The organism is Micromonospora sp. RTBAU3-60 (assembly GCF_054963695.1).
On sequence record NZ_JBUEGB010000023.1, the window covers coordinates 1 to 26,373 of the forward strand.

General features: G+C 72.6%; 29 protein-coding genes and 1 pseudogene. 19 read left to right on the forward strand and 11 right to left on the reverse strand.

Going from position 1 to position 26,373, the window contains the following annotated elements; genetic code table 11:
* Positions 1–127: 127 nt before the first annotated feature.
* The gene (locus tag ACY34I_RS22045) at positions 128–865 is read left to right on the forward strand and encodes a zf-HC2 domain-containing protein (protein ID WP_462757068.1); all 738 of its coding nucleotides are present in this window, start codon (positions 128–130) and stop codon (positions 863–865) included.
* A gap of 94 nt (positions 866–959) precedes the next feature.
* On the opposite strand, the pseudogene ACY34I_RS22050 reads toward ACY34I_RS22045, so the two are convergent.
* Positions 960–1,527 (reverse strand): annotated as a pseudogene (locus ACY34I_RS22050) (sigma-70 family RNA polymerase sigma factor).
* A 367-nt stretch (positions 1,528–1,894) separates the two neighbouring features.
* Here ACY34I_RS22050 and ACY34I_RS22055 point away from each other — a divergent pair.
* Positions 1,895–3,082 carry a hypothetical protein gene (locus ACY34I_RS22055; protein ID WP_462756969.1) on the forward strand — a complete coding sequence of 396 codons (1,188 nt, stop codon included), beginning with the start codon at positions 1,895–1,897 and terminating at the stop codon, positions 3,080–3,082.
* A gap of 49 nt (positions 3,083–3,131) precedes the next feature.
* On the opposite strand, the gene ACY34I_RS22060 is transcribed toward ACY34I_RS22055, so the two are convergent.
* Positions 3,132–4,205 (reverse strand): NYN domain-containing protein, encoded by a 1,074-nt coding sequence (locus tag ACY34I_RS22060; RefSeq protein WP_462756970.1) that lies wholly within the window; start codon positions 4,203–4,205, stop codon positions 3,132–3,134.
* Between the two features lie 142 nt (positions 4,206–4,347).
* On the opposite strand from ACY34I_RS22060, the gene ACY34I_RS22065 reads away from it, so the two are divergent.
* The 3 genes from ACY34I_RS22065 (at position 4,348) to ACY34I_RS22075 (ending at position 5,960) form a co-directional block, all read left to right on the forward strand.
* Positions 4,348–5,196 carry an SAM-dependent methyltransferase gene (locus ACY34I_RS22065; protein ID WP_462756971.1) on the forward strand — a complete coding sequence of 283 codons (849 nt, stop codon included), beginning with the start codon at positions 4,348–4,350 and terminating at the stop codon, positions 5,194–5,196.
* A gap of 108 nt (positions 5,197–5,304) precedes the next feature.
* Positions 5,305–5,517 (forward strand): hypothetical protein, encoded by a 213-nt coding sequence (locus tag ACY34I_RS22070; RefSeq protein ID WP_462756972.1) that lies wholly within the window; start codon positions 5,305–5,307, stop codon positions 5,515–5,517.
* A 68-nt stretch (positions 5,518–5,585) separates the two neighbouring features.
* The gene (locus ACY34I_RS22075) at positions 5,586–5,960 is read left to right on the forward strand and encodes a VOC family protein (protein ID WP_462756973.1); all 375 of its coding nucleotides are present in this window, start codon (positions 5,586–5,588) and stop codon (positions 5,958–5,960) included.
* 17 nt (positions 5,961–5,977) lie between these two features.
* Here the strand turns inward: ACY34I_RS22075 and ACY34I_RS22080 are convergent, their stop codons facing one another.
* From ACY34I_RS22080 to ACY34I_RS22090, 3 genes are read right to left on the reverse strand one after another with little or no spacing between them, the layout of a single operon-like run.
* Complete coding sequence (locus ACY34I_RS22080; RefSeq protein WP_462756974.1) at positions 5,978–6,772, reverse strand: ABC transporter permease; 795 nt, start codon at positions 6,770–6,772, stop codon at positions 5,978–5,980.
* Positions 6,769–7,569 (reverse strand): ABC transporter permease, encoded by an 801-nt coding sequence (locus ACY34I_RS22085; RefSeq protein ID WP_462756975.1) that lies wholly within the window; start codon positions 7,567–7,569, stop codon positions 6,769–6,771. The genes ACY34I_RS22080 and ACY34I_RS22085 overlap by 4 nt, the downstream gene beginning before the upstream one ends.
* Positions 7,562–8,530 (reverse strand): ABC transporter ATP-binding protein, encoded by a 969-nt coding sequence (locus ACY34I_RS22090; protein WP_462756976.1) that lies wholly within the window; start codon positions 8,528–8,530, stop codon positions 7,562–7,564. The genes ACY34I_RS22085 and ACY34I_RS22090 overlap by 8 nt, the downstream gene beginning before the upstream one ends.
* 266 nt (positions 8,531–8,796) lie before the next feature.
* Here ACY34I_RS22090 and ACY34I_RS22095 point away from each other — a divergent pair, with 266 nt between their 5' ends.
* The 13 genes from ACY34I_RS22095 to hypE are packed head-to-tail and all read left to right on the forward strand — an operon-like array spanning position 8,797 to position 18,719.
* Positions 8,797–10,203 carry a hypothetical protein gene (locus ACY34I_RS22095; RefSeq protein ID WP_462756977.1) on the forward strand — a complete coding sequence of 469 codons (1,407 nt, stop codon included), beginning with the start codon at positions 8,797–8,799 and terminating at the stop codon, positions 10,201–10,203.
* Positions 10,200–10,784 carry a hydrogenase maturation protease gene (locus ACY34I_RS22100; protein ID WP_462756978.1) on the forward strand — a complete coding sequence of 195 codons (585 nt, stop codon included), beginning with the start codon at positions 10,200–10,202 and terminating at the stop codon, positions 10,782–10,784. Before ACY34I_RS22095 ends, ACY34I_RS22100 begins: the two co-directional genes overlap by 4 nt.
* Positions 10,777–11,133: a hydrogenase maturation nickel metallochaperone HypA gene (locus tag ACY34I_RS22105; protein WP_222870791.1), complete on the forward strand. Its 357-nt coding sequence runs from the start codon at positions 10,777–10,779 to the stop codon at positions 11,131–11,133. The genes ACY34I_RS22100 and ACY34I_RS22105 overlap by 8 nt, the downstream gene beginning before the upstream one ends.
* Positions 11,133–11,663, forward strand: a complete 531-nt coding sequence (locus tag ACY34I_RS22110; RefSeq protein WP_462756979.1) for a hemerythrin domain-containing protein — start codon at positions 11,133–11,135, stop codon at positions 11,661–11,663. The genes ACY34I_RS22105 and ACY34I_RS22110 overlap by 1 nt, the downstream gene beginning before the upstream one ends.
* Positions 11,660–12,781, forward strand: coding sequence for an NADH-quinone oxidoreductase subunit B family protein (locus ACY34I_RS22115; protein ID WP_462756980.1), 1,122 nt, complete (start codon positions 11,660–11,662; stop codon positions 12,779–12,781). Before ACY34I_RS22110 ends, ACY34I_RS22115 begins: the two co-directional genes overlap by 4 nt.
* On the forward strand, positions 12,778–14,577 hold the full coding sequence (locus ACY34I_RS22120; RefSeq protein WP_462756981.1) for a nickel-dependent hydrogenase large subunit: 1,800 nt from the start codon (positions 12,778–12,780) through the stop codon (positions 14,575–14,577). Before ACY34I_RS22115 ends, ACY34I_RS22120 begins: the two co-directional genes overlap by 4 nt.
* Complete coding sequence (locus tag ACY34I_RS22125; protein WP_462756982.1) at positions 14,570–15,178, forward strand: hypothetical protein; 609 nt, start codon at positions 14,570–14,572, stop codon at positions 15,176–15,178. Before ACY34I_RS22120 ends, ACY34I_RS22125 begins: the two co-directional genes overlap by 8 nt.
* Positions 15,175–15,792 (forward strand): DUF5947 family protein, encoded by a 618-nt coding sequence (locus ACY34I_RS22130; RefSeq protein WP_462756983.1) that lies wholly within the window; start codon positions 15,175–15,177, stop codon positions 15,790–15,792. Before ACY34I_RS22125 ends, ACY34I_RS22130 begins: the two co-directional genes overlap by 4 nt.
* A 13-nt stretch (positions 15,793–15,805) precedes the next feature.
* Complete coding sequence (locus ACY34I_RS22135; RefSeq protein ID WP_148802554.1) at positions 15,806–16,009, forward strand: hypothetical protein; 204 nt, start codon at positions 15,806–15,808, stop codon at positions 16,007–16,009.
* 33 nt (positions 16,010–16,042) lie between these two features.
* Positions 16,043–16,144 (forward strand): DUF6893 family small protein, encoded by a 102-nt coding sequence (locus ACY34I_RS22140; RefSeq protein ID WP_462756984.1) that lies wholly within the window; start codon positions 16,043–16,045, stop codon positions 16,142–16,144.
* A gap of 21 nt (positions 16,145–16,165) precedes the next feature.
* Complete coding sequence (locus ACY34I_RS22145) at positions 16,166–16,438, forward strand: HypC/HybG/HupF family hydrogenase formation chaperone (protein ID WP_148802550.1); 273 nt, start codon at positions 16,166–16,168, stop codon at positions 16,436–16,438.
* Positions 16,439–16,449: 11 nt separating this feature from the next.
* Positions 16,450–17,577, forward strand: coding sequence for a hydrogenase formation protein HypD (gene hypD / locus ACY34I_RS22150; protein ID WP_462756985.1), 1,128 nt, complete (start codon positions 16,450–16,452; stop codon positions 17,575–17,577).
* Positions 17,574–18,719 carry a hydrogenase expression/formation protein HypE gene (gene hypE / locus ACY34I_RS22155; protein ID WP_462756986.1) on the forward strand — a complete coding sequence of 382 codons (1,146 nt, stop codon included), beginning with the start codon at positions 17,574–17,576 and terminating at the stop codon, positions 18,717–18,719. The genes hypD and hypE overlap by 4 nt, the downstream gene beginning before the upstream one ends.
* A 159-nt stretch (positions 18,720–18,878) precedes the next feature.
* On the opposite strand, the gene hypF is transcribed toward hypE, so the two are convergent.
* The 6 genes from hypF to ACY34I_RS22185 all read right to left on the reverse strand — a co-directional run bounded on the left by hypF (position 18,879) and on the right by ACY34I_RS22185 (position 24,533).
* On the reverse strand, positions 18,879–21,158 hold the full coding sequence (hypF, locus tag ACY34I_RS22160; protein WP_462756987.1) for a carbamoyltransferase HypF: 2,280 nt from the start codon (positions 21,156–21,158) through the stop codon (positions 18,879–18,881).
* 9 nt (positions 21,159–21,167) lie between these two features.
* A complete protein-coding gene (locus tag ACY34I_RS22165) occupies positions 21,168–21,833 on the reverse strand; it encodes a D-sedoheptulose-7-phosphate isomerase (protein WP_462756988.1) in 666 nt (221 codons plus the stop codon).
* 22 nt (positions 21,834–21,855) lie between these two features.
* The gene (locus ACY34I_RS22170; RefSeq protein ID WP_462756989.1) at positions 21,856–22,098 is read right to left on the reverse strand and encodes a HypC/HybG/HupF family hydrogenase formation chaperone; all 243 of its coding nucleotides are present in this window, start codon (positions 22,096–22,098) and stop codon (positions 21,856–21,858) included.
* Complete coding sequence (locus ACY34I_RS22175; RefSeq protein ID WP_462756990.1) at positions 22,095–22,709, reverse strand: D-sedoheptulose-7-phosphate isomerase; 615 nt, start codon at positions 22,707–22,709, stop codon at positions 22,095–22,097. Before ACY34I_RS22175 ends, ACY34I_RS22170 begins: the two co-directional genes overlap by 4 nt.
* Before the next feature lie 10 nt (positions 22,710–22,719).
* Complete coding sequence (locus ACY34I_RS22180) at positions 22,720–23,097, reverse strand: helix-turn-helix transcriptional regulator (RefSeq protein WP_462756991.1); 378 nt, start codon at positions 23,095–23,097, stop codon at positions 22,720–22,722.
* A gap of 170 nt (positions 23,098–23,267) precedes the next feature.
* On the reverse strand, positions 23,268–24,533 hold the full coding sequence (locus tag ACY34I_RS22185; protein WP_462756992.1) for a L,D-transpeptidase: 1,266 nt from the start codon (positions 24,531–24,533) through the stop codon (positions 23,268–23,270).
* A 528-nt stretch (positions 24,534–25,061) separates the two neighbouring features.
* Between ACY34I_RS22185 and ACY34I_RS22190 the strand changes: the two genes are divergently transcribed.
* Positions 25,062–26,309 carry a D-alanyl-D-alanine carboxypeptidase family protein gene (locus tag ACY34I_RS22190; protein ID WP_462756993.1) on the forward strand — a complete coding sequence of 416 codons (1,248 nt, stop codon included), beginning with the start codon at positions 25,062–25,064 and terminating at the stop codon, positions 26,307–26,309.
* The last annotated feature ends 64 nt before the right edge of the window (positions 26,310–26,373 follow it).

The following is a 26,373-nucleotide window of genomic DNA, read 5'->3' on the forward strand; positions in this document are numbered from 1 at the left end:
CCATCCGAACCACTCAACTATGAGCAACGAGTAGGAAGCAGAATGGCACACGATCGACGAACCGTCGGGCGGCGCCGGCCGCCGGGGAGCCGGGAACCAGGTGGGCGCCGCCGACGACTACCTCTACATGGCGTGTGAGCAGTGGCGGGAGATCCTGTCGGCGCAGCTGGACGGTGAGGCGTCGGCAGCCGAGGCTGCGGCGGCCGAGGGGCACCTGGAGTCCTGCGCCGGCTGCCGGGAGTGGTTCGACGCGGCGGCGGCCGTGACCCGGCGGGCGCGTACGCACGTCGTGCCGCAGGTGCCCGACCTGGTCGACGCGGTGCTCGCGGCCGCACCCCCGACTCCCGCCCGGCCCGCCGGGCGGGAGCGCGTGGCGCTCGGGCTGCGAGGCGTGCTGGGGCTGCTCGGGGCGGTGCAGCTGGTGCTCGGGATGGCGCAGGTCGGCCGGGACGCCGTCATCGGACACGTGCACACCTCCGGCCAGCACCTGTGGCATGAGTCCGCGGCGTGGAACGTGGCCGTGGGCGCCGGGTTCCTGTACGTGGCGCTGCGCCGGTCCGCGCCGGCGGGGCTGCTGCCGATGCTCAGCGCCTTCGTCGCCACGCTGGTGCTGCTGTCGGTGAACGACCTGATCACCGGGCAGGTGGCGGTGCAGCGACTGGTAAGCCACGGGTTCCTGCTCGTCGGCTGGGTGGTCATGCTGCTGCTGTCCCGGCCGCGGTGGCGCACGGGCGGCACCCCGCCCCGGCAGGGCCGCTCATCGGGGTCGCGGTGGTCGCTGCGGCTGGAGGAACAGCCGGAGGTGGCGCCGCTGCGCCTGCTGCCGCCGTACTCCGCGCAGGCCCGCGACCGCCAGGCGGCCTGACCGCCGGACGGCGCGCGGGTGGGCCGGCTCGGCCGGTGCGCGACGGGGTCGTGCCCGGGCCCGGCGGGGACGGACCCGGGCCGGCGGGGCCGGCTCAGACCACGCGGCTTCCCCGGGTGTCGCCCTGCCAGGCGGCGACCAGGTCCTCGCGGGCCCGGGCGACGCGAGACCGGATGGTGCCGACCGGGCAGCCGCACACCTGCGCGGCCTCGGCGTAGGACAGGCCGACCAGCTGGGTGGCGACGAACGCCTCCCGCCGTTCGGGCGCCAGGGCGGCGATGAGCCGCCGCAGGGTCACGGCGTCGTCGCCGCCGGAGGTGACCGCCCCGGCCGCCTCGGCGGCCCGCTCCCGAGTCGGTCAGCGCGGACACCCGCGGGCGGGCCGCGGCGGCCCGTACGTGGTCCACGGCGACCCGGCGGGCGATGGTGAACAGCCAGGTCCGGGCCGACGAGCGGCCGGCGAAGCCGGGCAGGCTGCGCAGCGCGCGCAGGAACGTCTCCTGGGCCAGGTCGTCGGCCTCGGCCGGGCCGGCCAGGTGCGCGAGGAACCGCCACACCGGGCCCTGGAGGGCCCGGACGAACGCGGCGGCGGCCTGCTGGTCACCTCGGCCGGCCAGCTGCGCCCACCGGGTGACCTGCGCGTCGTCGGCGTGCGCGGTCATCCGTGACCGGCCGGCCGGTCCGTCGCTATCATGATCAACGGTACGGGAGCTGGCCTCGCTCGGTTCATTCCTGCGCCTCCTCCGACCGCACGGCCGACCGGTCACGGACCCGGCCGGGTCGCGCGCCCTCTGTTGGTCGCTTCGCGGCGTCGAGAAGTTCCCGGGCCGCCGCCGTTTCTCCGTCGCGGGTCGACGTCGCTCGCGCGCCGATCGTGAAGCCACGCGACCTTCCCTCCTCTTCCGGGAGGAATGGGACCGGTTACTACCCGCCTCGTGTCCGTCACCCTCGGCGGCCGTTGTACGAGGTGTGACGGCGCAACGGTCAGTCATCGCCCCCAGGTACGCCGCGGCACAGTCCCGACGGCAGGTGGCGTGGGCGCACCGCGAGAACGACCGGCGGCGGCGCGCGTACGACGCCGAGGTCGAGGCGTGGCGCCGCCGCGAGGAGCAGCTCGTGCGACTGCGCATCGAGGCCACCGGGTTCCTCGGGTGCACCCAGCCCCGCACCGGCCTGCCTGTGGAGCTCGACGACGGCGAGGTCCTCTACCGCGTACTGCCGAGCGCCGAGTTGGTCGAGGCGGAGGCCCGACACATCGCCGGGCTGCCGCCGCCCGCCCTGGCGCTCGGCGCCACCCCCGTCGAGTCGTCCGGCCCGGCGCTGCCCAAGGGGTTGCGCGTGGTCGACACCGGGATGGCGGTCGTGACCGACCGCCGGGTCGCCTTCGGCGGGCGCAGCGGCCGGCGCGAGTGGACGTACCGGGAGCTGCTGGGGCCTGGCCACCATCCGGAGGTCCCGGTGACCCTCCTGCACACCGCGGACGGGCGTCGGCCCGCCGGGTTGCAGGTGCCCGGCACCGCGACGGTGAACTTCCGCTTCTATCTCACCCTCGCCTTCGCCGCCGCCAGCGGGCAACGGGCCGCCGTCGCCCCGCAGGTCGACGCCCTGCTGGCGGCCCACCGCGCCGTGCGGCCAGCGCCCCCGCCACCGGTGGCGCCCCAGGACGCGCCGACGGCCCTGCTGCCGCCGGAGCGGATGGCCGCCGCCGCCGCTGTCGTCGTCGCGGTGGCGTTCGCGGCGCTGACCACCGGCGCCGTCACCCCCGGGCCGGCCGACGTGCCATACCGCGCACAGCCGGGTGCGAGCGGGATGGCCCCCGTGGAGGAACCCAACGGCACCGTCGAGGTCTTCCCGAGCCCGTCCGCCCGCCCGGCGGCGCCCGGCACCGGTCCGGTGCCCTCCCCGGCGGCCGTGTCCGTGGCGCTGACCACCACGGAGACGCCCGAGGCGACCCGACCCGCCCCGCGCACCACCTCGGGGCGGCCGCGGCCCGCCCCGCCCGCCGCCCGGGTCACCAGAACGCCACCGGCCGGCCAGCCGGCACCGACCACCGCCGCTCCCCCGGCCGCGCCGCCGCCGTCGAGCGCCGCCCCCACACCCGCGCCCGCCCCGAGCAGCGAGCCGCCGCCCGCCGACCCACCGGTGCTGAGCGTCTGCCTGGATCCCCTCCGGCTGCCGCTGCTGGACTCGCTCCTGTGTCCGTCGGCCGGCAGCTGAGCGGCCGGGCAACCGCGCCGCGTCGGTCGGCGGGTGCGCCGGGGCGAGGTCAGGAGCTGCGTGGGGTGAGCAGGTAGTCGTCCGCCTCCGGGCTCCACTGCAGGTCGACGATTCCGCTGGTGGCGGCCGCTGTGCAGAACTGCAGGAAGCTGCGGTAGCCGAGCTTCTTCTCGCTGAAGTCCGGCCGGGCCCGGCGCAGCTGGTTCTTCAGGCCGGACAGGGCCACCGCTCCGTCGGCGCCGGCCAGGTCCGCGACGACGGAGCGCAACAGCGCGAACGCCGCCTCGCGGTCGCCGCGCTCGGGCAGCGACACCTCGGGATCCCCCTTGGCCGGCCCTTCGGACAGCTCGATCACGTTGTGCTCGGCCAGGTGGCGCAGGAGTTCACCGAAGGTGCGGAAGCCGTAGTCGGATTCGCTGAACGTGGGGTCCTTGCGCAGCAGGGTCCGCTTCAGGCCCGAGGCGGTCACCTCGCCGCTGGAGCTGCCCTGGAGCCCCGCCACGGTCTGGGCCACGAAGACCGCGAGCCGGTCGACGCCGCGCGCCGGTTCCTCCGCCGGCTGCGGCTCGGGCTGCGGCTCCACCGGCGGGCGCGCCTCCGGGCCGGTCGTCCGGGGGCGGCCGCGCCGCTCGGACGGCGCGGGCAGGTCGACGCCCTCGAGGCGCTCGTAGTAGAGGAACTCGTCGCACGCGGGCGGCAGCAGCGCCGACGTCGACTTCTCCACCCCCACCCCGATGACCCGCTTGTTGAGCTCGCGCAGCTTGTGTACGAGCGGAGTGAAGTCGCTGTCCCCGGTGCAGATTACGAACGTGGAGATGTACTCCCGCTCGAAGGCCAACTCCACCGCGTCGACGGCCATCTTGATGTCGGCGGCGTTCTTCCGCGAGGCGCCCATCCGCTGCGGTATCTCGATGAGTTCGACGTGCGAGCGGGTGAGCATTCGGCGGTCCTCGTCGAAGTACGACCAGTCGGCGTACGCCCGGCGTACCACCACCCGGCCCCGTTCGGCGAGGGCGTCGGCGATGGGCCGGAAGTCGAACGCCCGTCCGCCGTGATGGTCGCGTACGCCCAGCGCCAGGTTCTCGTAGTCGAGGAACAGTGCGATGCGGTCTTCCTGATCCACGCCGGCCAGCCTACGCGGGACGGGCCGCTACCCCGCGCGCCACGGCGAAGGCGTGCGGTGTCGGTGGGTGCATCGGGGGCCCCGGGAGACGTGTCCGACCGCTACGATCGCGGTTGCTGCCCGGGGAGCGTAGGAGGTCGCCATGGCGGATGTCGGGTCGGAAGTCCACCCCGCTTTGGAGGAGCCCACCCCGTCGTCGCGGATCGACCCGTCGGTGCCCCATCCCGCCCGCCGCTACGACTACTGGCTGGGCGGCAAGGACAACTTCGCGGCGGACCGGCAATCCGGCGATGCGGTGGCCGCCGCCTACCCAGCGATCCGGACCACGGTGATCGAGAACCGGCGGTTCATGCAGCGGGCGACCCGCTACCTGACCGAGAGCGCCGGCGTCCGACAGTTCCTCGACATCGGCACCGGGATCCCGACCAGTCCGAACATGCACGAGGTCGCCCAGGGCGTCGCCCCGGAGTCGCGGGTGGTGTATGTGGACAACGACCCGATCGTGCTCACGCACGCGCGTGCCCTGTTGACCAGCACGCCCGCGGGCGCCACCGCGTACGTGGACGCCGACCTGCGCGACCCGGAGCGGATCCTGGACCACCCCGACGTACGCGCCACCCTCGACCTGGACCGGCCGTTGGGGCTGATGCTGGTGGCCATCCTGCACTTCCTCACCGACGCCGACGACCCGTACGCGATCACCCGCCGGCTGGTCGACGCGCTGCCCTCGGGCAGCTACCTGGTGGTCTCGCACGCCACCACCGACCTGGTGCCGCGGACCGTCGCCGCCACCGCGGCACCGGTCACCACCGCCAGCATGATCGACATGGCGTTCCGGAGCAGGGACCAGTTCGCCGCGTTCTTCGACGGCCTCGAACTCGTCCCGCCCGGCATCACCCCGGTCACCGAGTGGCAGCCGGACGATCCAGCGGAGCTGCGCACGCCGGTCGCCCAGGCGTCCATGTACGCCGCGGTGGCCCGCAAGCCGTGAGCCCGGTCGGGACGACGCCGGCCGGCAGGCCCGCCGATGTCCCGCACCGCCGGTCGGGCGGGAAACGGAGCGGCCGTCCACTGGCGGACCTGTCGTAGCGTCGACGGCATGACGGCTGTGCTGGTGTCTGTCGCGGTGTTCGTCGTGTTGCTGATCGCGGTGTTCGTCTTCGTCGGTTGGCGGGACCGAAACCGCCTCTCGTCGCCGGAGGATTCGGCGGCGGCCCGCGACGCCCGGTCGGCCCAGGAACGGCACGCGGCGGAGCGCCACGGCGTCCAGGGCGAGGTGTGGCGGCGCGGCCAGAACTCCTCCGGCTTTTGAGCGGGGCCTGGCGGGATTGCCGCTAGTCCGACGGGTACGGCGGGCGCCATCCGGGTATGGACCCCGCCATGGCAGCTCGACCTCGGCTGACCCTGGCCGCCACCGTGCTGGACTCCCCCGACGCCCAGGAGCTCGCCGCGTTCTACGAACGCCTGCTCGGCTGGTCGCGGCACGAGGACCAGCCGGACTGGGTCACGCTGCGCCCGCCGGACGCCGGTGCCGGCCTGTCCTTCCAGACCGAGCCGGCGTACGTGCGGCCGGTCTGGCCGGCCGGCCCGCGGGAGCCGCAGATGATGGCCCACCTGGACATTCAGGTCGACGACCTCGACGCCGCCTCCGCCCACGCGGTGGCCGCCGGCGCCACCGTGGCCGACTTCCAGCCGCAGGACGACGTGCGGGTGCACCTCGACCCGGCCGGCCACCCGTTCTGCCTGTTCCGCTGATCGCGTCGGGGCGTCTCCTACGCGCTGGCGCCGGCGTAGGAGCGCAGCGAGCGGCGCCAGGCGAGAGAGGCCACGACGACGGCGCCGGCCGCCACCGCCGGCGCGATCAGCAGCAGGTACGGGTCGAGCCGGCCCAGCAGGGCCGCCGCGGGGTACGTGGTGAGGAACGCCACCGGCACCACGGTGAGGATCGCCTGCACCGGGTTGCGGTACAGCTCCACCGGGAAGCGGGACAGTTCGACGAAGGCGTACGAGACCCGGCCGAGTTCCTCGGCGGCCACCAGCACCACGGCGAGCGCCATGAGCAGCACGGTCAGGGCGTACAGCAGCAGCACGGCGCAGCCCAGCAGCAGCCCGAACGCGGCCAGCGCGACCACCGACACGCCGCGGCCGGACAGGACCACCCCGACGGTGGCCAGGGCCAGGCCCAGCACCGGGTCCAGCAGGTTGTTGACCCGCACCTGCCGCAGGCTCACCAGCAGTTGCGCGTCGAACGGCTTGGTGAGCAGGAAATCGAGGGTGCCCAGGCGTACGTAGTCGGTCATCCGCTCCAGGTTGGGCTGCAACAGCGCCTGGCGCAGGCCGTTGAGGGTGAAGAACAGGCCGATCACGACAAGCACCTCGGCCTGCGTCCAGCCGGCCACCGCGCCGGTGAAGCGGAAGTAGACCGACGCGCCGGCCGCCGCCCACACCATCCAGAAGGCGCTGAGCGCCACGTTCGAGAAGAAGTTGAACCGGTATTCCACCTCGCCGGCCACCGCCGCCCGCCAGCAGATCGCGAGGACCCGGGCGTGCCGGGACCAGCCGTTCACCCGGCCACCGCCTGGTAGCGGCGGACGCCGTGCCGCCAGATGACCCGGTACAGCACGGCGAAGGCGGCGAGCCAGCCGAGCCCGACGGCGAAGCCGTACGCGGCCTCCCGCGCGTCGAGGCGGCCCATCAGCAGTTCCACCGGGAAACCCATCGCGGTGCGGAACGGCAGCACCACCGCGACGCTGCGCAGCCAGTCCGGCATCAGCGCCAGCGGCGCGACCCAACCGGAGGCGAACGAGCCCAGCCCCCACCACAGCAGCCACGCGTTGGACGTCTGGGTGCTCCAGAACCCGATCAGCGCGAACGTCGACGCCATGAGCAGGCTGACCGCGTACGCGAGGACGAGCGCGGCGGCAACGGCGGCGAGCCGGACGGGACCGGCCGGATAGTCCAGGCCCGGCACCAGCAGCGCGGCGAGCACCAGGGCCGGCACCAGCACGGTCAGGAAGACCAGGCGGTGGCCGAGGTCGTTGGTGGCGTACTGGTGGAAGGGGTGCACCGGGCGCAGCAGCCGCACGGACAGGTCACCGCTGCGCATGTCCGCGTCCCACTGCCAGACGACGTGGTCGCCGGAGAGGTTCCACAGCAGGGTCGCCGCCGCGTAGTAGGACAGGAAGTCGCCGGTGGTCCAGCCCTTCGGCGGGCCGCCCTCGGCGACGACGGTGAGCCACACCCCCATCAGCAGCAGCGGGAAGAAGCCGGTGAGCAGCGACAGCGCGACGCGCCCCCGGTAGGTCGCCGCCACCAGCGTCGCGCTGCGCACCAGTGGCGGGTATGCGGTGAGGACGTCACGCATGGGCGAAGACCGCCCGGATGATGTCCTCCACCGGCGGGTCCTCGATCGCGACGTCCTCGACCGGGAGGGTGGTGAGCAGCCGGGCGGCGACCGCGGCGGTCTCGGCGCGCGGCACCGCCAGGGTGACCACGGCACCGTCCACCTCGGACACCTCGCCGAGGCCGACCCAGGTCTGCGCCGGTACGGCCTCGCGCAGGGTGACCCGGACCAGCCGGTGCGGTGAGTGGGCCTCGACCAGCGCGGCGAGATCGCCGTCGAAGCGCAGGGTGCCGTGGTCGATGACCAGCACCCGGCGGGCCAGCGTCGTGACGTCGCCCATGTAGTGGCTGGTGAGCAGGACCGTCGCGCCGTAGCGGGCGTTGTAGTCGCGCAGGAAGGTGCGCACCGCCGCCTGGCCGTTGACGTCCAGACCGAGCGTCGGCTCGTCGAGGAAGAGCACGTCGGGCCGGTGCAGCAGGGCGCCGGCCAGCTCGCAGCGCATCCGCTCGCCGAGGCTGAGCACCCGGACCTGCTTGTGCAGCAGCGGCGCGAGGTCCAGCAGGGTGACCATTTCGTCGAGCGCCGACCGGTACGGGCCCTCGGCGAGGCCGTAGATCGCGCGGTTGACCTCGAACGCGTCGGCGGCGGGCAGATCCCAGAACAGGGCGTTGCGCTGGCCCATCACCAGTGAGATCCGGCGCAGGAACGCGGGCTCCCGGTGGTGCGGGGTGTGCCCGAGCACCCGTACGGCGCCGGCGGTGGGGTGCAGCAGGCCGGTCAGGCATTTCAGGGTGGTGGTCTTGCCGGCGCCGTTGGGGCCGAGGAAGCCGACGACCTCGCCCGCAGGGATCGTGAAGCTGACCTGCTCGACCGCGCGGACGGTGAGGTGCTCGCGCCGGACGAGCGAGCGTAGCGAGGCGCGCAGGCCGGGTTGTCGGCGGTGCACCCGGAAATGCTTGGCCAGGTCGCGCACCTCGATCATGTGGCGACCATAGCGGCGCGCACCGACTGATCGACATCGAATATTCCGGATCCCGCGCGGGGCCAGGACAGGCGTCGCAGGAACGCCGGCACGCCGGGTCCCGGTGAGCGCGACCCGCGCCGGACAACTGCCGTCGGCTCACCCGGTGCGGTGAGCACTGTCCTCACCTACCGGCAGCGCGCACTTACGGCCGCTCCGCGGGACGGGCTAGACCAGGGTGACCGCTCGCCGGAGCGGTCCCGTATGCCCGAAGGGGGTTGCGCACGGTGCGGACCGACAGTCCCAGTCTCGACAGCGCCGAGGCGGTCGCCGACGCGATCCTGTACGAGGGCTACCTGCTCTATCCCTACCGTCGATCATCGGGCAAGAACCGGGTCCGCTGGCAGTTCGGGGTCCTGGTGCCGCCGGCCTGGGGCGAGGCGCACGGCCTGGTGGACAGCGGCGTGGCGGGCTCCGCGGAGTCGCCGTGGCAGCGGACCGAGTGCCTGGTGGAGGCGCCGGACACGGCGATCGTCCGCGTCCGGCTGCGATTCCTGCAGGTGCAGCGCAAGGTGACCGAGAGCCGGACGGCCGACGGCGGGTACCGGCCGGTCGACCGGATCGAGGTCGGTGGCCGCACGGAGCTGAGCTTCGACGAGGCGGTGCCCCGCGAGTACGAGGTGGCGACGTCCGTCGGCGACCTGCGGCGGGGCCGCCGCCTCGACGTCCGGGCGCCGGGCGGGGAGGACGTCGAGGCGCTAGTCGACGACCGGGGCGAGCCGGTCGGTCGGGTGGTACGCCGGCGCTGGCCGTTGTCGGCGTCGGTCACCGTCTCCGCCGCCCCGGCCGAGGCGCCCTTCCGCCTGCTGCGCCTCGGGATCCGGGTCGAGAACACGGACGACACGACCCCGCCGGACAGCCCCCGGGACGAGGCGTTGCACCGCTGCCTGCTGGCGGCGCACACGCTGGTCACCGTCGATCGGGGACGGTTCCTGTCGCTGCTCGACCCGCCCGAGTGGGCGGTGGCCGCGGCGCGGGAGTGCCGCAACGTGCACACGTTCCCGGTGCTCGCCGGCGAGCCCGGCACCGCCGACGTGCTGCTCTCCTCGCCCATCATCCTCTACGACCACCCGCGGATCGCGCCGGAGAGCCCGGGCGACCTGCACGACGCGACCGAGATCGACGAGATCCTCTCGCTGCGGACGCTCACGCTCTCCGACGCGGAGAAGCGCGAGGCGCGGGCGACCGATCCCCGGGCGGCCGCCATCCTCGACCGGGTCGACACCATGCCGCCCGAGGTGCTCGAACGGTTGCACGGGGCGATCCGCACCCTGGCGCCGGTACGCCCGGACGGCGCTGGCGAGCCGGATCCGGACCGGCCGTGGTGGGAGCCGGGCGCCGATGCGGGGATCACGCCGGAGACGGACACCGTGCTGGTCGCGGGCACCCTGCTGGCCCGGGGCAGCCGGGTCCGGTTACGGCCCCGCCGACGCGGCACGGACGCGCACGACATGTTCCTGGCGGGTCGTACCGCCCGGGTGGAGCAGGTGCTGCTCGACGTGGACGGGACCCGGTTCCTCGCCGTGACGGTGGACGACGACCCGGGCGCGGAGCTGCACCAGTGGTACGGGCGCCTGCGTCACTTCCGGCCGGAGGAGGTCGAACCGTTGACGGGCGAGGTGAGCGCGCCGTGAGCAGCGTCGACGGCGGACGGGTCCTGGTCGCCGGCATCGGCAACATCTTCCTCGGCGACGACGCGTTCGGCGTCGAGGTCGTACGGCGCCTCCGGGACGTGGTCCTCCCACCGGGGGTGGATGTGTCCGATTACGGGATCCGGGGGATGCATCTGGCCTACGATCTGCTGGACGGCCGCCACGACGTGTTGGTCCTGGTGGACGCGTTGCCGCTGGACGAGCCGCCCGGGACGTTGGCCGTACTTCAGGTGGATCTCGACGACCCGGGCTGGTCGCTGCGGCCGGCCGACGTGCTGGCCGCGCCGGCCGCCGACGCCCACGGCATGGATCCCGAATCGGTACTGCGCCTGCTGCGCGGTCTGGGCGGCAGTGTCGGCCGGGTCCTCGTGGTGGGTTGCCGGCCCGCCGTCCTCGACGAGTGCATGGGGCTTTCCGATCCAGTGGCCGCCGCGGTCGACGAGGCGGTCCGGACGGTGGCCGGGATCGTCCGGAAGGAGACGGCGCGGCTCGCCCACGGCGAGGGCCCTGCACCAGGCAGGCCCGCAGACGGCAGTGAACGGGAGGTCGGTACGCGTGCATGAGACGGGTTTGTCCCAGGCGATCGTGGACGCGGCGGTACGCCGGGCGGCCGGCCGCCGGGTGACCGGGCTGCGGGTGCGGATCGGTGGGCATCCGGTCGACCCCGACGTCGTCACGCAGGGCATCCAGCTGGCCGCCGCCGGCACGGTCGCCGCGGACACCGCGGTCGACCTGGTGCTCGAACCGATGACGGTGGCCTGCCACGAGTGCGGCCGCAGCGGGCCGGTCGACGACCACCTCGCGATGGTGGCCTGTCCGCGGTGCGGGGGCGTCGACATCGATGTCGCCGGCAGCGACGACGTGGTACTGGAGTCGATCACGGTGGCGAACGTCGAAGTGGGAGCGGTCTGATGGACGCCACCGAGGTGCTGCGGCACGACCACCGCGTGGTGGAACAGCTGTTCCGCGACTACCGGGCGGCGGAATCCGACGCACAGCGCCGCGGCGTCGTGGAAATCCTCGTCCGCGAACTGACGAAGCACGCCGCGCTCGAAGAGGTGCTCTTCTACCCGTTCGCCGCGCAGGTGCTGGCCGACGGGCAGGTCGACCGGCACATCGCCGGGCACCGGCCGATCAAGGAGCTGCTCCTCGAACTCGACCGCTGCCGGGCCGGCGACCACGCCCAGGACGAGCTGATGGAGCGGCTGGCGTCCGTCGCCCGGCACGTGCAGGACGACGAGAACGAGCTCATGCCGCAGCTGTGCGCCCAAGCCGACGAGCAGGCCCTCCGCGAGCTGGGCCAGGAGATCGACCAGGGCAAGCAGCGGGCCCCGACGCGCCCGCACGCCCCGGACAAGCCGCCGGCGCTCACCCTCGCGGCGCCGGTGGCGGCCATCTACGACCGGCTTCGGGATCGGATGCAAGGGAGGCCACGCACATGAGTCAGAGCAAGGGCGCCACCGCGGTGATCCCGCAGGAGAACGGGTTCGACGAGATCACCATCCTCTGGATCTCCGAGGGCATGAGTTGTGACGGGGACTCCGTGTCGATGACGGCCTCCGCGCAGCCGGCGATCGAGGACATCGCCCTCGGGCTCATTCCCGGCCTGCCGAAGGTCAACCTGCACAACAAGGTGCTGTCACCCGCGGCCGGCGGCGAGGAGTTCCTGGCCCCGTACCGGAAGGCGGCCCGCGGCGAGATGACCGAGCCGTTCATCCTGGTCATCGAGGGCTCGATCCCGAACGAGAACATCAACGGCGACGGGTACTGGACGTCGTTCGGCAACGACGAGCGCACCGGTGAGCCGCTGACCTTGAACTGGTGGATCGACCAGTTGGCGCCGAAGGCGTGGGCGGTCGTCGCCGCCGGCACCTGCGCGACGTACGGCGGCATCCACGCCATGGCGGGCAACCCGACGGGGTGCATGGGTCTGGCCGACTATCTCGGGTGGGACTTCCGGTCCCAGGGCGGCCTACCGATCGTGAACGTGCCCGGCTGCCCGATCCAGCCGGAGAACTTCATGGAGACCCTCACCTGGGTGCTCTACCACGCGGCGGGGTCGGCGCCGCCCCCGCCGCTGGACCACATGCTGCGACCGCAGTGGCTGTTCGGCAAGACCGTGCACGAGGGCTGCGACCGGGCCGCCTACTACGAGCAGGCCGACTTCGCCAAGGACTACAACTCGCCCAAGTGCCAGGTCAAGGTCGGCTGCTGGGGCCCGGTCATCAACTGCAACGTCCCGAAGCGCGGCTGGATGGGCGGTGTGGGCGGCTGCCCCAACGTCGGCGGCATCTGCATCGGCTGCACCATGCCGGGCTTCCCCGACAAGTTCATGCCGTTCATGGACATGCCTCCCGGTGGCAGCCTGTCCACCCTGCTCATCAAGCCGTACGGCGCGGTGATCCGCCGCCTGCGCGGCCTCACCAACGTCACCGCCAACCGCGAACCGAAGTGGCACCACAACGGCCCCGAGCTCACCAGCGGCTACAACCCCCGCTGGCGCCCGTACGGTCCGGCGGACCCCCGCCGACAGGCAGCAGAGGAGAGGAACCGACCGTGACCGCGACGAAACCGAAGCCGGCCGCCGGCAAGAAGCCCGGCGAACTGGTGGAGATGGCGTGGGATCCGATCACCCGGATCATCGGCAACCTCGGCGTCTACACGAAGATCGACTTCGCGAACCGGGTGGTTGCCGAATGCCACACCACGTCGTCGCTGTTCCGCGGCTACTCCGTGTTCATGAAGGGCAAGGACCCGCGGGACGCCGGCTTCATCACCAGCCGGATCTGCGGCATCTGCGGCGACAACCACACGACCTGCTCCGTCTACGCGCAGAACATGGCCTACGGCGTCAAGACCCCGCCGCTCGCCGAGTGGATCATCAACCTCGGCGAGGCCGCCGAGTACATGTTCGACCACACCCTCTTCCAGGACAATCTCGTCTTCGTCGACTTCTGCGAGGCGATGGTCAAGCAGACCAACCCCAGCGTGCTCGCCCGCGCGGAAGCCACCGCGGCACCGGGCCGGGACATCCACGGCTACCGGACGATCGCCGACATCATGCGGGCGTACAACCCGTTCGAGGGCGAGGTCTACAAGGAGGCGCTGAAGGTCAGCCGGACCACCCGGGAGATGTTCTGCCTCATGGAGGGCCGGCACGTCCACCCGTCGACGGTCTACCCCGGCGGCGTCGGCACCATGCCGCAGCCGACGCTGTTCACCGACTACCTGACCCGGCTGATCAGCATCCTCGACTTCGTGAAGAAGGCCGTCGCCATGAACGACGACATCTTCGACTTCTGGTACGAGGCGCTGCCCGGCTACGAGGAGGTCGGTCGCCGCCGGGTCCTGCTCGGCTGCTGGGGCTCGTTCCAGAACCCCGACGTCGTCGACTACAAGTACGAGACCATGACGAACTGGGGGCGGGCGATGCACGTCACGCCTGGCATCGTGGTCGACGGCAAGCTGCTCACCACCGACCTGGTGGACATCAACCTCGGCATCCGCATCCTGCTCGGCAGCTCGTACTACAAGGACTGGGCCGGCCAGGAGGAGCCGTTCGTCAAGTACGACCCGCTCGGCAACCCGGTCGACATCCGCCACCCCTGGAACCAGACGACCCTGCCCGATCCGCAGAAGCGCGACTTCGACGACAAGTACAGCTGGGTGATGAGCCCCCGCTGGTTCGACAAGAGCAGCGGCGAGCATCTCGCGCTGGACACCGGCGGCGGCTGCTTCGCCCGGCTGTACACCACCGCACTGGCCAAGATGGTCGACACCCCGTACGTCAAGTCGACCGGGCAGAGCGTGCTGATCTCGCTGCCGAAGAGCCACCAGCTGCCCGAGATGACGCTGGAGTGGAAGATCCCGAAGTGGTCGAACGCGCTGGAGCGGGACCGCTCGCGGGCCTACTTCATCGCGTACGCCGCGGCGATGGCGCTGTACTTCCTCGAGCGTGCGATGGAGCGGATGCGCGGCGGCGACATGCGGGTGTTCGCCGAGTTCGACGTGCCGGACGAGGCCATCGGCTGCGGCTTCCACGAGGCCGTCCGGGGCCTCCTGTCGCACCACGTCGTGATCCGGGACCGCAAGATCGCCAACTACCACCCGTACCCGCCGACGCCGTGGAACGGCAGCCCCCGCGACAGCTACGGCACCCCCGGGCCGTACGAGGACGCGATCCAGAACACGCCGATCTTCGAGGAGAACGGCCCGGACAACTTCAAGGGCGTGGACATCATGCGGGCGGTGCGCAGCTTCGATCCCTGCCTGCCCTGCGGGGTGCACATGTACGTCGGCGGCGGGCAGACGCTCAAGAAGATCCACTCGCCGATGTTCGGCGCGTCGCATGGCTGAGCAGCCGGAACTCCCGCGGCTCGCCGACGCGGCCGTCGAGCCGCGGCTGGCCCGCCTGGACGCCGTGCTCGGCCAGCTGGAGCAGACCCCCGGCCGCACCGCCGAGCTCGCGCTGGAGGCCGTCGAGCTGCTGACCGAGGTGTACGGCGAGGCGCTGGCCCGGGTCACCGACCTCGCCGACAGCCCTGGCGCGCTCGACCGGCTCACCGGCGACGAGTTGCTGCGACACCTGCTGCTGTTGCACCGCATCCACCCGGATCCGGTGGAACGGCGGGTGGCCCGGGCGATCGACGACCTCCGGCCGCAGCTGCGGGCACAGGGCGCCGACGTCGCGCTGATGGGTGTCCGGGGCGAGGTGGCGCGGATCAGCCTGTCGGCGAGGTCGTGTGGCGGTGGTGGCGCGGCCGTACGCGAGCTGGTGCGCGAGCAGGTGCTGACGTTCGCGCCGGAGTTGTCCACGGTCGACGTGGTGGCGCCCGAGCCGGGGCCGGCGCTGATTCCGATCGCCACCCTGTGGCAACGGCCGGACCGGACCGGCGCGGCGACGCTGACCGAGGCGGGGCGAGCCGCGGGGCCGGCGGCGTCGGGCGGCCGGGCATGACAGCGGGCGCGCTGCAGCGGGCGATCCGCCGCGCGGGGCAGCGGACGGCGGCGGTCGAGCGCTGCGGCATGTGCGCCGGAACGGTCAACCCGGAGCACCGGCACGTGTGGGACGAGCAGGACGGGGAACTGCTGTGCGCCTGCGCGCCGTGTTCGCTGCTGTTCGAACGCGAGGCGGCCGGCGCCGGCCGGTACCAGCTCGTCCCTGCTCGCGGCCGGCGGTTGACCGGCCCGCCCGCCGACGAGCTCGGCGTGCCGGTCGGTCTGGTGTTCTTCGTGAAGCAGCGGGACGGCCGCGTACTCGGGCATTATCCGAGCCCCCTCGGCACCACCGAGTCGGAGGTCGACGCCGGCGCCTGGCGAACGGTCGAGGCGCGGTCACCCGCGCTGGCCGAGCTGAAGCCGCGGGTCGAGGCGTTCCTGGTATGGACGGGCACGGCCCACGGCGGCGGCGCTCAGCAGTGGGTGGTGCCGGTGGACGACTGCTTCCGACTCGTCGCGCTCATCCGGCGGCACTGGACGGGCATGTCGGGGGGAAGCGCGGTGTGGCGAGCGATCGCCGGGTTCTTCGACGATCTCGGCCGACGGCACGGTCGGCCGTCCGGAAACGACTGATGGAGGAGGCGGTATGGGCGAGATCCGGGTGGGCGACCCCGATGTCGAACTCGACGCGCCGGCGCACACCAAGGGCGTCGAGGAGGGCAACTCGCGGCGGCGGAAGCAGTCGGGCCACCACGATGACGGGACGGTGGACGCCCGCCGCTCCACCGGCATCCGGCCCAAGAAGCACGGCCCGATCCTGCCGATCATGCCGAACCTGCCGCCGGGCTGACCGGATCCGGAGCGGGCCCGAAGGAGGTGAGTGATGCGGAAGCTGTTGGCGCTGCTGGCCGGCGCCGCCGCCGTGGGGCTGTTCTGGAAGGAATTACCCGCGCTGCGGCGCTACATCAAGATCGAGAAAATGTGAGCGGGAAGGCCGAACGAACCGATGTGTCTAGGTATCCCGGGTGAGATCGTCGAGATCAAGGCCGGCCACGACGATCTCGCCGTGGTCGACGTCGTGGGCGTACGGCGGGCGGTCAACATCGGCCTGCTCGAGGCGGACCAGATCGGCGTCGGCGACTGGGTGCTGGTCCACGTCGGGTTCGCCATGTCCAAAATCGACGAAGCCGAGGCGGCCGCCACGTTGGCGCTGCTGACCGGCCTCGGACAGGCGTACACCGACGAGTTGCAGGCGCTCGCCGAATCCGACATCAGCTAGGGGATCACCACATGCGTTTCGTCGACGAGTACCGCGACGCGGACAAGGCCCAGGCGTTGGCCACCCAGATCGCCGCGTTGTGCGAGCCGGGACGGCAGTACAAGTTCATGGAGGTGTGCGGCGGGCACACGCACACCATCTACAAACACGGGATCGAGGACTACCTGCCGGAGAGCGTCTCGCTCGTGCACGGCCCGGGCTGCCCGGTCTGCGTCATCCCGATGGGCCGCGTGGACGACGCCATCGCCATCGCCCACGAACCGGGCGTCATCATGACCGCGTTCGGCGACATGATGCGGGTCCCCGGCGGGAACGGCTCGTTCCTGGACGCCAAGGCGGCCGGCGCGGACATCCGGATGGTGTACTCGCCGCTGGACGCCCTGAAGATCGCCCGGACCAACCCGGACCGCAGAGTGGTCTTCATGGCGATCGGGTTCGAGACCACCTCACCGTCGACCGCGATGACCGTGCTGCGGGCGGCCGCCGAGGGCATCGACAACTTCTCGATCTTCTGCAACCACGTCACCATCCTGCCGGCGATCAAGGCGATCCTCGACTCACCGGACCTGCGGCTGGACGGCTTCCTCGGGCCCGGACACGTCTCCACCGTCATCGGCTGCCGGCCGTACGAGTTCATCGCCCGCGACTACGGCAAGCCGCTCGTGTGCGCCGGGTTCGAGCCGCTGGATCTCCTGCAGTCGGTTCACCTGCTGCTCAGACAGCTCGCCGAGGGCCGCTGCGAGGTGGAGAACCAGTACACCCGGGTGGTGCCCTGGGACGGCAACCTGCGGGCGCTGGAGGCGATCGGCCGGGTCATGCAGCTGCGACCGTACTTCGAGTGGCGCGGACTCGGCTTCATCTCGCACTCGGCCCTGCGGATGCGGGACGAGTACGCGGCGTACGACGCCGAGCGGATCTTCGACGTGCCCGGGGTGCGCGTCGCGGACCCGAAGGCCTGCCAGTGCGGCGAGGTGCTCAAGGGGGTGCTCAAGCCCTGGGAGTGCAAGGTGTTCGGTACCGCGTGCACGCCGGAGACACCCATCGGCACCTGCATGGTCTCCTCGGAGGGCGCGTGCGCCGCCTACTACAACTTCGGCCGCTTCACGCGGCAGCGGCTGACGGAGGCGAGCAGCGTATGACGACCGAACGTACCGCCGGTGGGACCGAACGCGCGGTGGCCGAGGCGACGACCGGGCCCGAGCCGGGGCGTCTGTCGCCGGAGCAGCAGGTGCTGCTGCGCATCGAGCGGGCCCGGCAGCGTGCGCCGAGGATCCGGGAGAGCCGGATCACCCTCGCGCACGGCGCGGGCGGGAAGGCGACGCACAGCCTGATCGAGGGGCTGTTCGTCGAGGCGTTCCGCAACCCGACGCTGGAGGCGCTCGACGACGGCGCCGTGCTGTCGGTGGGCGGCGGCCGGCTGGCCTTCACCACCGACTCGTACGTGGTGTCGCCGCTGTTCTTCCCGGGCGGGGACATCGGCGACCTCGCCGTCAACGGCACCGTCAACGACCTCGCGGTGAGCGGCGCCCGCCCGCTCTACCTGTCGGCCGGGTTCATCCTGGAGGAGGGCTTTCCCGTCGCCGACCTGCGGCGGATCACCGCCTCCATGGCCGCCGCGGCGGAGCGCGCCGGGGTCCAGGTGGTCACCGGTGACACCAAGGTGGTGCAGCGGGGCAAGGCCGACGGCTGCTATATCAACACGGCCGGCGTGGGTCTGCTGGAGCGGCCGGTGGCGCTCGGGACGGGCCAGGTCCGCCCGGGTGACGCGGTCGTCGTCTCCGGTCCGATCGGCGACCACGGCGTCACCATCATGCTCGCCCGCGGCGAGCTGGACATCGCCGCCGACTTGGCCTCGGACACCGCACCGCTGTCCGGTCTGGTGGCTGACCTGCTGGACGCGGCGCCCGGGGTGCGGCTGCTGCGCGACGCCACCCGGGGCGGCGTGGCGACCATCCTCAACGAGGTGGCGCAGGCGGCCCGGGTGGCCGTCGTCGTCGACGAGGCCGCGGTGCCGGTGCGTCCCGCCGTGACCGGCGCGTGCGAACTGCTCGGCATCGACCCGCTCTACGTGGCCTGCGAGGGCCGCCTGGTGGCCGTGGTGGACGGCGCCCAGGCGGAGGCCGCGGTGGCGGCGCTGCGCGGCCACCCGCTCGGCGACGGCGCGGCGGTCATCGGCCGGGTCACCGCCGACCCGCTTGGGATGGTGCTGCTCCACACGGCGTTCGGCGGCACCCGGGTGGTCGACATGCTGGTCGGCGACCCACTCCCCCGGATCTGCTGAGGGCGGTCGCGGGTCAGCTGGGCGGCCACGGCTCGCGCCGCTCGCACGGGTGCGCGCGGCGCGGGGCCAGCCGGGCGGCCACCGCTCGCGCCGCGAGCACCGGTGGCCGTAGCCGATGACCGCCAGCCGCAGCCCGCCGCCGGCGGACGTGGCGGGAGGTCAGCCGGCGGGCACGGCCCGGGCCGCCGCCACCACGGCCTGGCCGAGGGAGATGCCGCCGTCGTTGGGCGGCACCCGGGAGTGCACGAGCACCCGGAAGTCGTCCCGCTCCAGCCCGCTCACCACCCGGTCGAGCAGCAGCACGTTCTGGAAGACCCCGCCGGAGAGCGCGACCGTGGTCAGGCCGCTGCGGTCCCGGACCGCGCCGGCCGCCGCGACCACGGCCCCGGCCAGGCCGTGGTGGAAACGCGCGGCGATCCGACCAGGGTCCACCCCGGCGCGCAGGTCCTCGACCACGCACCGGACCAGCGCGCGCCCGGCGTCGAGGAGCGGCACCGGTCCGCCCGCCTCGACCGGGTAGCCGCCCCGCTCGTCGCGGTCGGCCCGCTGCTCCAGCGCGACCGCCGCCTGCCCCTCGTAGGTGACCCGGTCGTACAGGCCGAGGATCGCCGAGACCGCGTCGAACAGCCGTCCGGCGCTGGAGGTACGCGGTGAGTTCGTCCCGGTCCGCGCAAGCGCCACGACCGCGGGCCAGTGCCGCTCGTGCCGGCGCCGCACCGCCAGGTCGGGCACCGCGTCGCCGTAGATCTCGTCGAGGTGGGCCGCCGCCATCCGCCACGGCTCGTGCACCGCCGCGACCCCGCCCGGCATGGGAACCGTGGCCAGGTGACCGACCCGCTCGAAGCCGGCCAGGTCCGCGACGAGCAGCTCGCCGCCCCAGAGGGTGCCGTCCGGGCCGTAGCCGAGACCGTCGAAGGCGACGCCGATCACCGGGCCTGGTTCGCCGTTGTCGGCCAGGCAGGACGCGATGTGGGCATGGTGGTGCTGGACACCGAGCAGCTCGACGTCGTCGCGCTGCAACGCGTACTTCGTGGACAGGTACTCGGGATGCAGGTCGTGGGCGACGATCTCCGGCCGGACGTCGAAGAGCCGGGTGAAGTGCGCGATCCCGTCGGTGAACGCCCGCAACGTCTCGTAGTTGGCCAGGTCACCGATGTGGTGCGACACGAACGCGCGCCGCCCCTTCGCCACGCAGAACGTGTTCTTCAGCTCGGCGCCGCAGGCCAGCACCGGCCGGTCGAACCGCCACGGCAGGGTGAGCGGCGCGGGCACGTACCCCCGGGAGCGCCGCACCGGCAGCTCCCGGCCGCGGAACACGCGTACCACCGAGTCGTCGGTGCGGACGTGGATCCGCCGGTCGTGGGTGAGGAACCCGTCGGCGATCGGCGCCAGCCGCCGGCGGGCGTCGTCGTCGCGGTGCGCGATCGGTTCGTCGGAGACGTTGCCGCTGGTCAGCACGATCGGCAGGCCGAGCCGGCCGAGCAGCAGCCGGTGCAGCGGCGTGTACGGCAGCATGATGCCCAGGTCGCGGTTGCCCGGCGCCACCGACGCGGCGACCGGGGCGCCGGCGCGGCGGGGCAGCAGCACCACGGGACGGCGGGCGCTGGTGAGCACCGGCACGGCCGCGGGCGCCACGTCCACCAGGGTGTGTGCCGCCCGCAGGTCGGCGGCCATCACCGCGAACGGCTTCTCCTCGCGGTGCTTGCGGGCCCGCAACGTCGAGACGACCCGCTCGTCGTCGGCCCGGGTGGCCAGGTGGTAGCCGCCGAGGCCCTTGACCGCGACGATCCGGCCGTCCCGCAGCCACCGAACGGCGGTGTCCAGCGGGTCACCGGGCACCGGGGCGCCGTCGGCCTCGACGAGCCGCAGGGTCGGACCGCACGCGGGGCAGCACACCGGCTCGGCGTGGAAGCGCCGGTTGCCCGGGTCCGCGTACTCGGCGGCGCAGTCGGCGCAGAGCGGGAACCCGGCCATCGTGGTGGTGCGGCGGTCGTACGGGACGTCCTCGACGATGGTGAACCGCGGGCCGCAGTTGGTGCAGTTCGTGAACGGGTACCCGTGGCGCCGGTCCGCCGGATCGGACAGCTCGGCGAGGCAGTCCGGGCAGGTCGCGGTGTCCGGGGAGATCAGGGCGTCCCGGCCGGTGCCGGTGACGCTGGTGACGATGGCGAAGCCGGGCTGGCCGGTGGGCGGGACCGGTTCGGTGGTGAGCCGCTCGACCTGGGCGAGGGTCGGCGCGCGCCGGCTGAGGTCGGCCACGAAGGCGGCCAGCCGGTCGCCCTCCCCTTCGACCTCGACGAAGACGCCCGCGGTGTCGTTGCCGACGAACCCGGCCAGGTCGTACTCGGTGGCCAGGGCGTGCACGAACGGTCGGAAGCCGACCCCCTGCACGATGCCCTCCACCCGGACGTGCACCCGCCGCACGCTGGCCAGCTCCATGACGGCCGGTCAGAGCTCGCCGGCCAGCGCCTGCTGGGTGAGTTCCCACAGCACGTGGTAGACCGTCGTCTGCGCCTCCTGGACCCGGTGCACCGAGGCCGACGGCACCACGAACAGATGGTCGACGAACTCGGACTCCGCCATCCGGCCGCCGTCGTACCCGGCGATGCCGACGGTGAGCATGCCGCGCCGGGCCGCCTCCTCGAACGCCCGCAGGACGTTGGCCGACCCACCGCTCGTGGACAGCCCCACGACGATGTCCCCGGCCCGGCCGAACGCCGCCACCTGCCGGGCGAAGACCACCTCGAAGCCGACGTCGTTGGAGAGTGCGGTGATCAGCGCGACGTCGTGGGTCAGCGAGATGGCCGGCAACGGGCGGGCGGCCGTCGGCGGGTGCAGGAACAACTGCGCGAGGTCCTGCGCGTCGGTGCTGCTGCCGCCGTTGCCCACCGCGAACAGCGTGCCGCCGGCCCGGAAGGCCGCGGCGCACCCGCGGGCGCAGTCGACCAGTCGCTGCCCGTGCTCGGCAACCAGCGATTCGCGGAGGGCGACGATCTCCGCCGCCTTCTCGGCGGTGGACCGCGCCACCGCGGTGAGCACCGCGTCCACGTCGGTCGGCCGGCTGTCGAGGAACGGGTAGAGCGACCCGATCGCACCCTCGACCCCGGCGCTCATGCCGCCACTCCGCTGCGCTCGCTCATGGGCGCTTCTCCACCACGGCGATGGCCTCCTTGGCGTGTACCAGCACCACGTCGCCCGGTCCCGCCTCGACCAGGGCCACACTGACCTCCTCCGGTCCGGCGTCCGTGTCCACCACGGCCAGGCCGTCGGCCAGCAGCTCCCGCACCCGCACGGCGATCGCCGCGTCTGAGCAGGTGAGGCAGACGTCGTCGTGGCATTCGGGTACGGCCCGGGTCGCCGGCACCGGGCGCGCGGTCACCGGACCACCTCCGGCGCCAGCAGTCCGGGCTGCTCGAAGAACACGTGCACCAGCTCCCAGAGGATGTGGTAAATCGTCACGTGCACCTCCTTGACGATGCACGGATCGTCGGAACAGGCCACGACGACGTGGTCGGCGACGGCGTCCCGGGCGAGGTCGCCGCCGTCGCCGCCGACCAGCCCGACGGTCAGCAGACCGAGGTCGCGGGCCGTCGCCAGGCCGCGCCGCACGTTGGCGCAGCGGCCGTCGACGGACAGGCCGAGCGCGATGTCCTGCGGGGCGGCGAGCAGGCGCAGCTGGGCCGCGAACACCTCGTCGAAGCCCTCGGCCCGGGCGATCCCGGTGAGGGTGGCGGCGTCGTTGGTCAGCGAGATCGCCGGCAGCGCCCGCTTGCCCACGATGACCGGGTGGACGAACTCCACCACGACGTGCTGGGCGTCGGTCGCCGGCCCACCGTTGCCGAAGACGATCAACTTGCCGCCGCGATGGAAGCGTAGGGCCATCTCGTAGCAGGCCCGCGCGATCCGCGCCGCGTCGCCAGCGAGCGCCTGCCCGGGTGCCACCCGGCGGGCGAACGCGCGGCCGACCGCCGGCATCAGGGACGACTGCATTCTCCTCCGTTCAGCGTGGGGTGGCGGCGTACCGCTCGGCGCGACCGGCCCGCGCCCCGTCGAAGAGACCAGCCGTGCGCCGCAGGCAGGTGCCGATGACCTGGTCGAGCTGGGCCAGTCGGACCGTCCAGGACCGCAGGTCGTCGCGGCCCTTGGCGGTGAGCTCGTAGCACCGGCGTGCCGGGCCGGCCCCGGTGGTCTGCCACATGGAGACCAGCGCCCGGTCGCGTTCCAGGCCGCGCAGCACCCGGTAGACGTGGCCCGGTTCCACGTCCGGCACCCCCATGGCCCGCAGCCGGTCGATCAGGTCGTACCCGTGAGCGGGCCGTTCGAAGATCAGGAGCAGCAGGAACGGATGCAGCAGGCCGCGCAGCTCACGTCCGTCCATGCCGATCCCTTCCCGGTGCCGGGCACCCTCCTCCTGCAGCTAAACACACTTGCTGCCGAAATATGGTGGATTGCCCGGTTCGCCAGGGACCCCGGCAAGCGCCGCGGCCCGCGGCCGGATTGTCCGGTCGCGGGCCGCGGCGTCTGTCGCGCGAAGGGCGTACGCCCGGATCAGCCGCCGCTGTTGGAGCGGGCGGGGGCGGGCGCCGAACCGCCGGCCACCACGCCCGGGTGCGGCGTCGCACTGACCGTGGGCTTCAGCCCGGCCGGTACGGGCAGCGCGCTGCCCTTGGCGAACTCGTCCCAGCCGACGTTCCAGGCGGTCCAGCCGTTGCCCTGATCCAGGGTCACCTCGGTGCCCTTGACCGTCACCAGGTCACCGACCTGGGTGGTCCGCATCAGCCAGTCGGCGTTGGCGTTGGAAACGTTGGTGCAGCCGTGCGAGACGTTGGTGTAGCCCTGGTCCCCCTCCGACCACGGCGCGGCGTGGATGAACTCGCCACCGTCGGTGAGCCGCTGCGCGTCCTCGACGTCGACGATGTAACCGCCGTTCGGGTCGCCCATGGTGTTGAACGTCGTGTACTCGAACTTCTCCATGATCACCATGTTGCCGCTCGAGGTCGGCGTGCTCGGCTTGCCGAGGCTGACCGGGATCTTCCGCAGCAACTTGCCGTCCTCGTAGACAGACATCTGCTTGCTGGCGTTGTCGATGTCGAGCGACACCTGCCGGCCGATCTTCGACGTGCCCGACCGGTCCGCGTCGCCGATGGCGTCCTTGCCGATCGGCAGCCCCTCCAGGGCGCTACGGACGCTGATCTTCGTGCCCGGCTTCCAGAAGTCCGGCGCCCGATACTCGACCTGCTTGCCGTCGGCCAGCCACGACCAGGTGCCCGGCTGCGGCGGATCCGTCTTCACGAACAATCGCCGCTGCACGTCCGCCCGGGCCTCTTTCGGAATTGCCGGGTCAAACGTGACAACCACCGGCATGGCCGTCCCGTACGTCTGGTCCCCGGTGAAATTCAGGACACTGGTGACTTCCGGTTTGGTCGATTTGGCCGCCGTCGTGAAGGTTGTCTTCTGCGTGGTCGTCTTCCCCTTGTCGCCAGTGGCGGTCACCTCCGCCGTGTACGTCCGCGAATTCTGCAACGGCCGCGCCGGCACCCAACTCGACCCGTCCTCGCGCGGCTCCGCCGGCACCTGGGCACCCTTGTCGTCGGTCAACCGCACCGCCGTGATCTTCCCACCCTTGACGGCGGTCCCCACCTCGGCGCTGATCGGCACGTCCTTCGACTGGTTCCCCGGCGTCACCGTCAGTTGCGGCGGGGCCGCGTTCGCCTGCCGGGCGCCCGGCAGGTGGTCGGCGGTACACCCGACGAGGACCAACGGTGTGGCCGCGATGGTCACCGACAGCAGCCTCAATCGCCGCCTCAGCTCCATATTGTCCCCCCGTTCATGGCTATCCCTCCGCCCACATTCTTGCCATGACGCGGAGACGTATGTGCGATTTCCGCAGACTGGTCAGAGCCGGGCCGCGGAAACATCTCCCGTGGTTTTACCCAATGGCAGAAATGGGCCGACGAATTCCGTTCGCGACGCATTCCGGCAGAAAACGCGACAGGCTGCCCACCCATCCCGTCCGCACCCGCTGCGACCGGCGTTTCCGCTTGCGGTGACCCTCGGCCCGGAAGCCACACCCAATTCCCGCTCATCCGGATCGGGTCCGACTCGGCCACCCCGCGCCGATTCGTCCGGAACACGTCGACGACGGGCGGCCCGGCTTCCCCGCCCGCGCATCACTGTCGACTAGACTGCCACGAAACCGGACCTTCCGGAGAAAGGTTCGCGAACTTGCACAGACAACCCCAACCTGGGCCAGGCCACGCCGGGGCTCGGATTCTCGCCGTTACCGGCCCACTTTCTGCAACCCGGCCGGGCCCGCCCTGCCGACGATTACGGTGCATTGACGTGACCATCATTCGCATTGCCGCCGTCGCGCTCAGCGCTTTCCTGACCGCGCCCGCCGTGGTGGTCGGGTCAGCGGCGCGGGCGGAAGCCGCTCCCTACGTGCCCTGTCCGGCCGTGAAGCCGCCGATGCCGCCGCCCCCCGCACCGTCTCCGCCACCGGTCGGTCCCGACGATCAGGCGGTCGGCGGAGAGTCGCTGGCCACCACGGGACTGGCCATTCCCGCCGGTGCGCCCATGGCGCCGGCGGTGACCGCCACCTCGTGGCTGGTGGCCGACCTCGACAGCGGCGCGGTGCTCGGTGGGTGCGGCCCGCACGAGCACCGCACACCGGCCAGCGTGCAGAAAATGTTGCTGGCCGCGGCCCTGATGCCCCGGCTCGACCCGACCCAGATCGTCGAGGTGACCCGGGCGGATCTGCAGGATCTCGATCCGGCCAGTTCGCTGATGGGAGTGGTCGCGGGCGGCCGTTACTCGGTCGAGAGCCTGTGGCTGGGACTGCTCCTCAAGTCGGGAAACGACGCGGCCAACGTGCTGGCCCGGGTGGGCGGCGGCCCGGCCGGCCGGCCGGGCGGCGTACAGGCGATGAACGAGGAGGCGCACCGGCTGCACGCGAATCAGACCCATGCGGCGACGCCGTCCGGTCTGGACGGTCCCGGTCAGTACACCAGCGCGTACGATCTGGCGCTGATCGCGCGGGCCACCTACGCCCGCGAGGACTTCCGCCGGTACATCGCCACCCGGGTGGCGCAGATACCGGACGAGGCGGGCACCCCGGGCTTCGCCATCACCCACGACAACACCCTGCTGGACCACTACCCCGGCACGCTCGGCGGGAAGACGGGCTTCACCGACCTGGCCCGGCAGACGTACGTGGGCGTGGCCGAACGCGACGGCCGACGGCTCGCGGTGACCCTGCTCGGCGCGGAGACCGCGCCGTTGGGCAGTCTGGGCGAGGCGGCGGCCCTGCTCGACTGGGGCTTCGCCCTCTCCCCCGGCGCGTCCGTCGGCCGCCTGGTCACCCCCGGCGAGAAGAAGGACGACCATCCGCAGGCCGCCGTCCAGGGCGGGCGGCACGGTCGCGGCTTGACCCTGTCGGCGCTCTCGTCGCCGGTCGCCCTCGGCGTCGGCGCCGCCGTCGTCCTGGTCGTCCTGGCCCTGGCGGTGCCGCGCTGGCGGAGGGCCGCGCGCCGGTCGGTCGGTCAGCCGGCCGGACCATCCGGGCGTGACCGGGTCGGATCGGAACCGTAGACGGACCACGCCGCTGCGCTGGCCGTGGGAGTCCACGACGGACGGCGCGTCTCGGGCCGGCGCC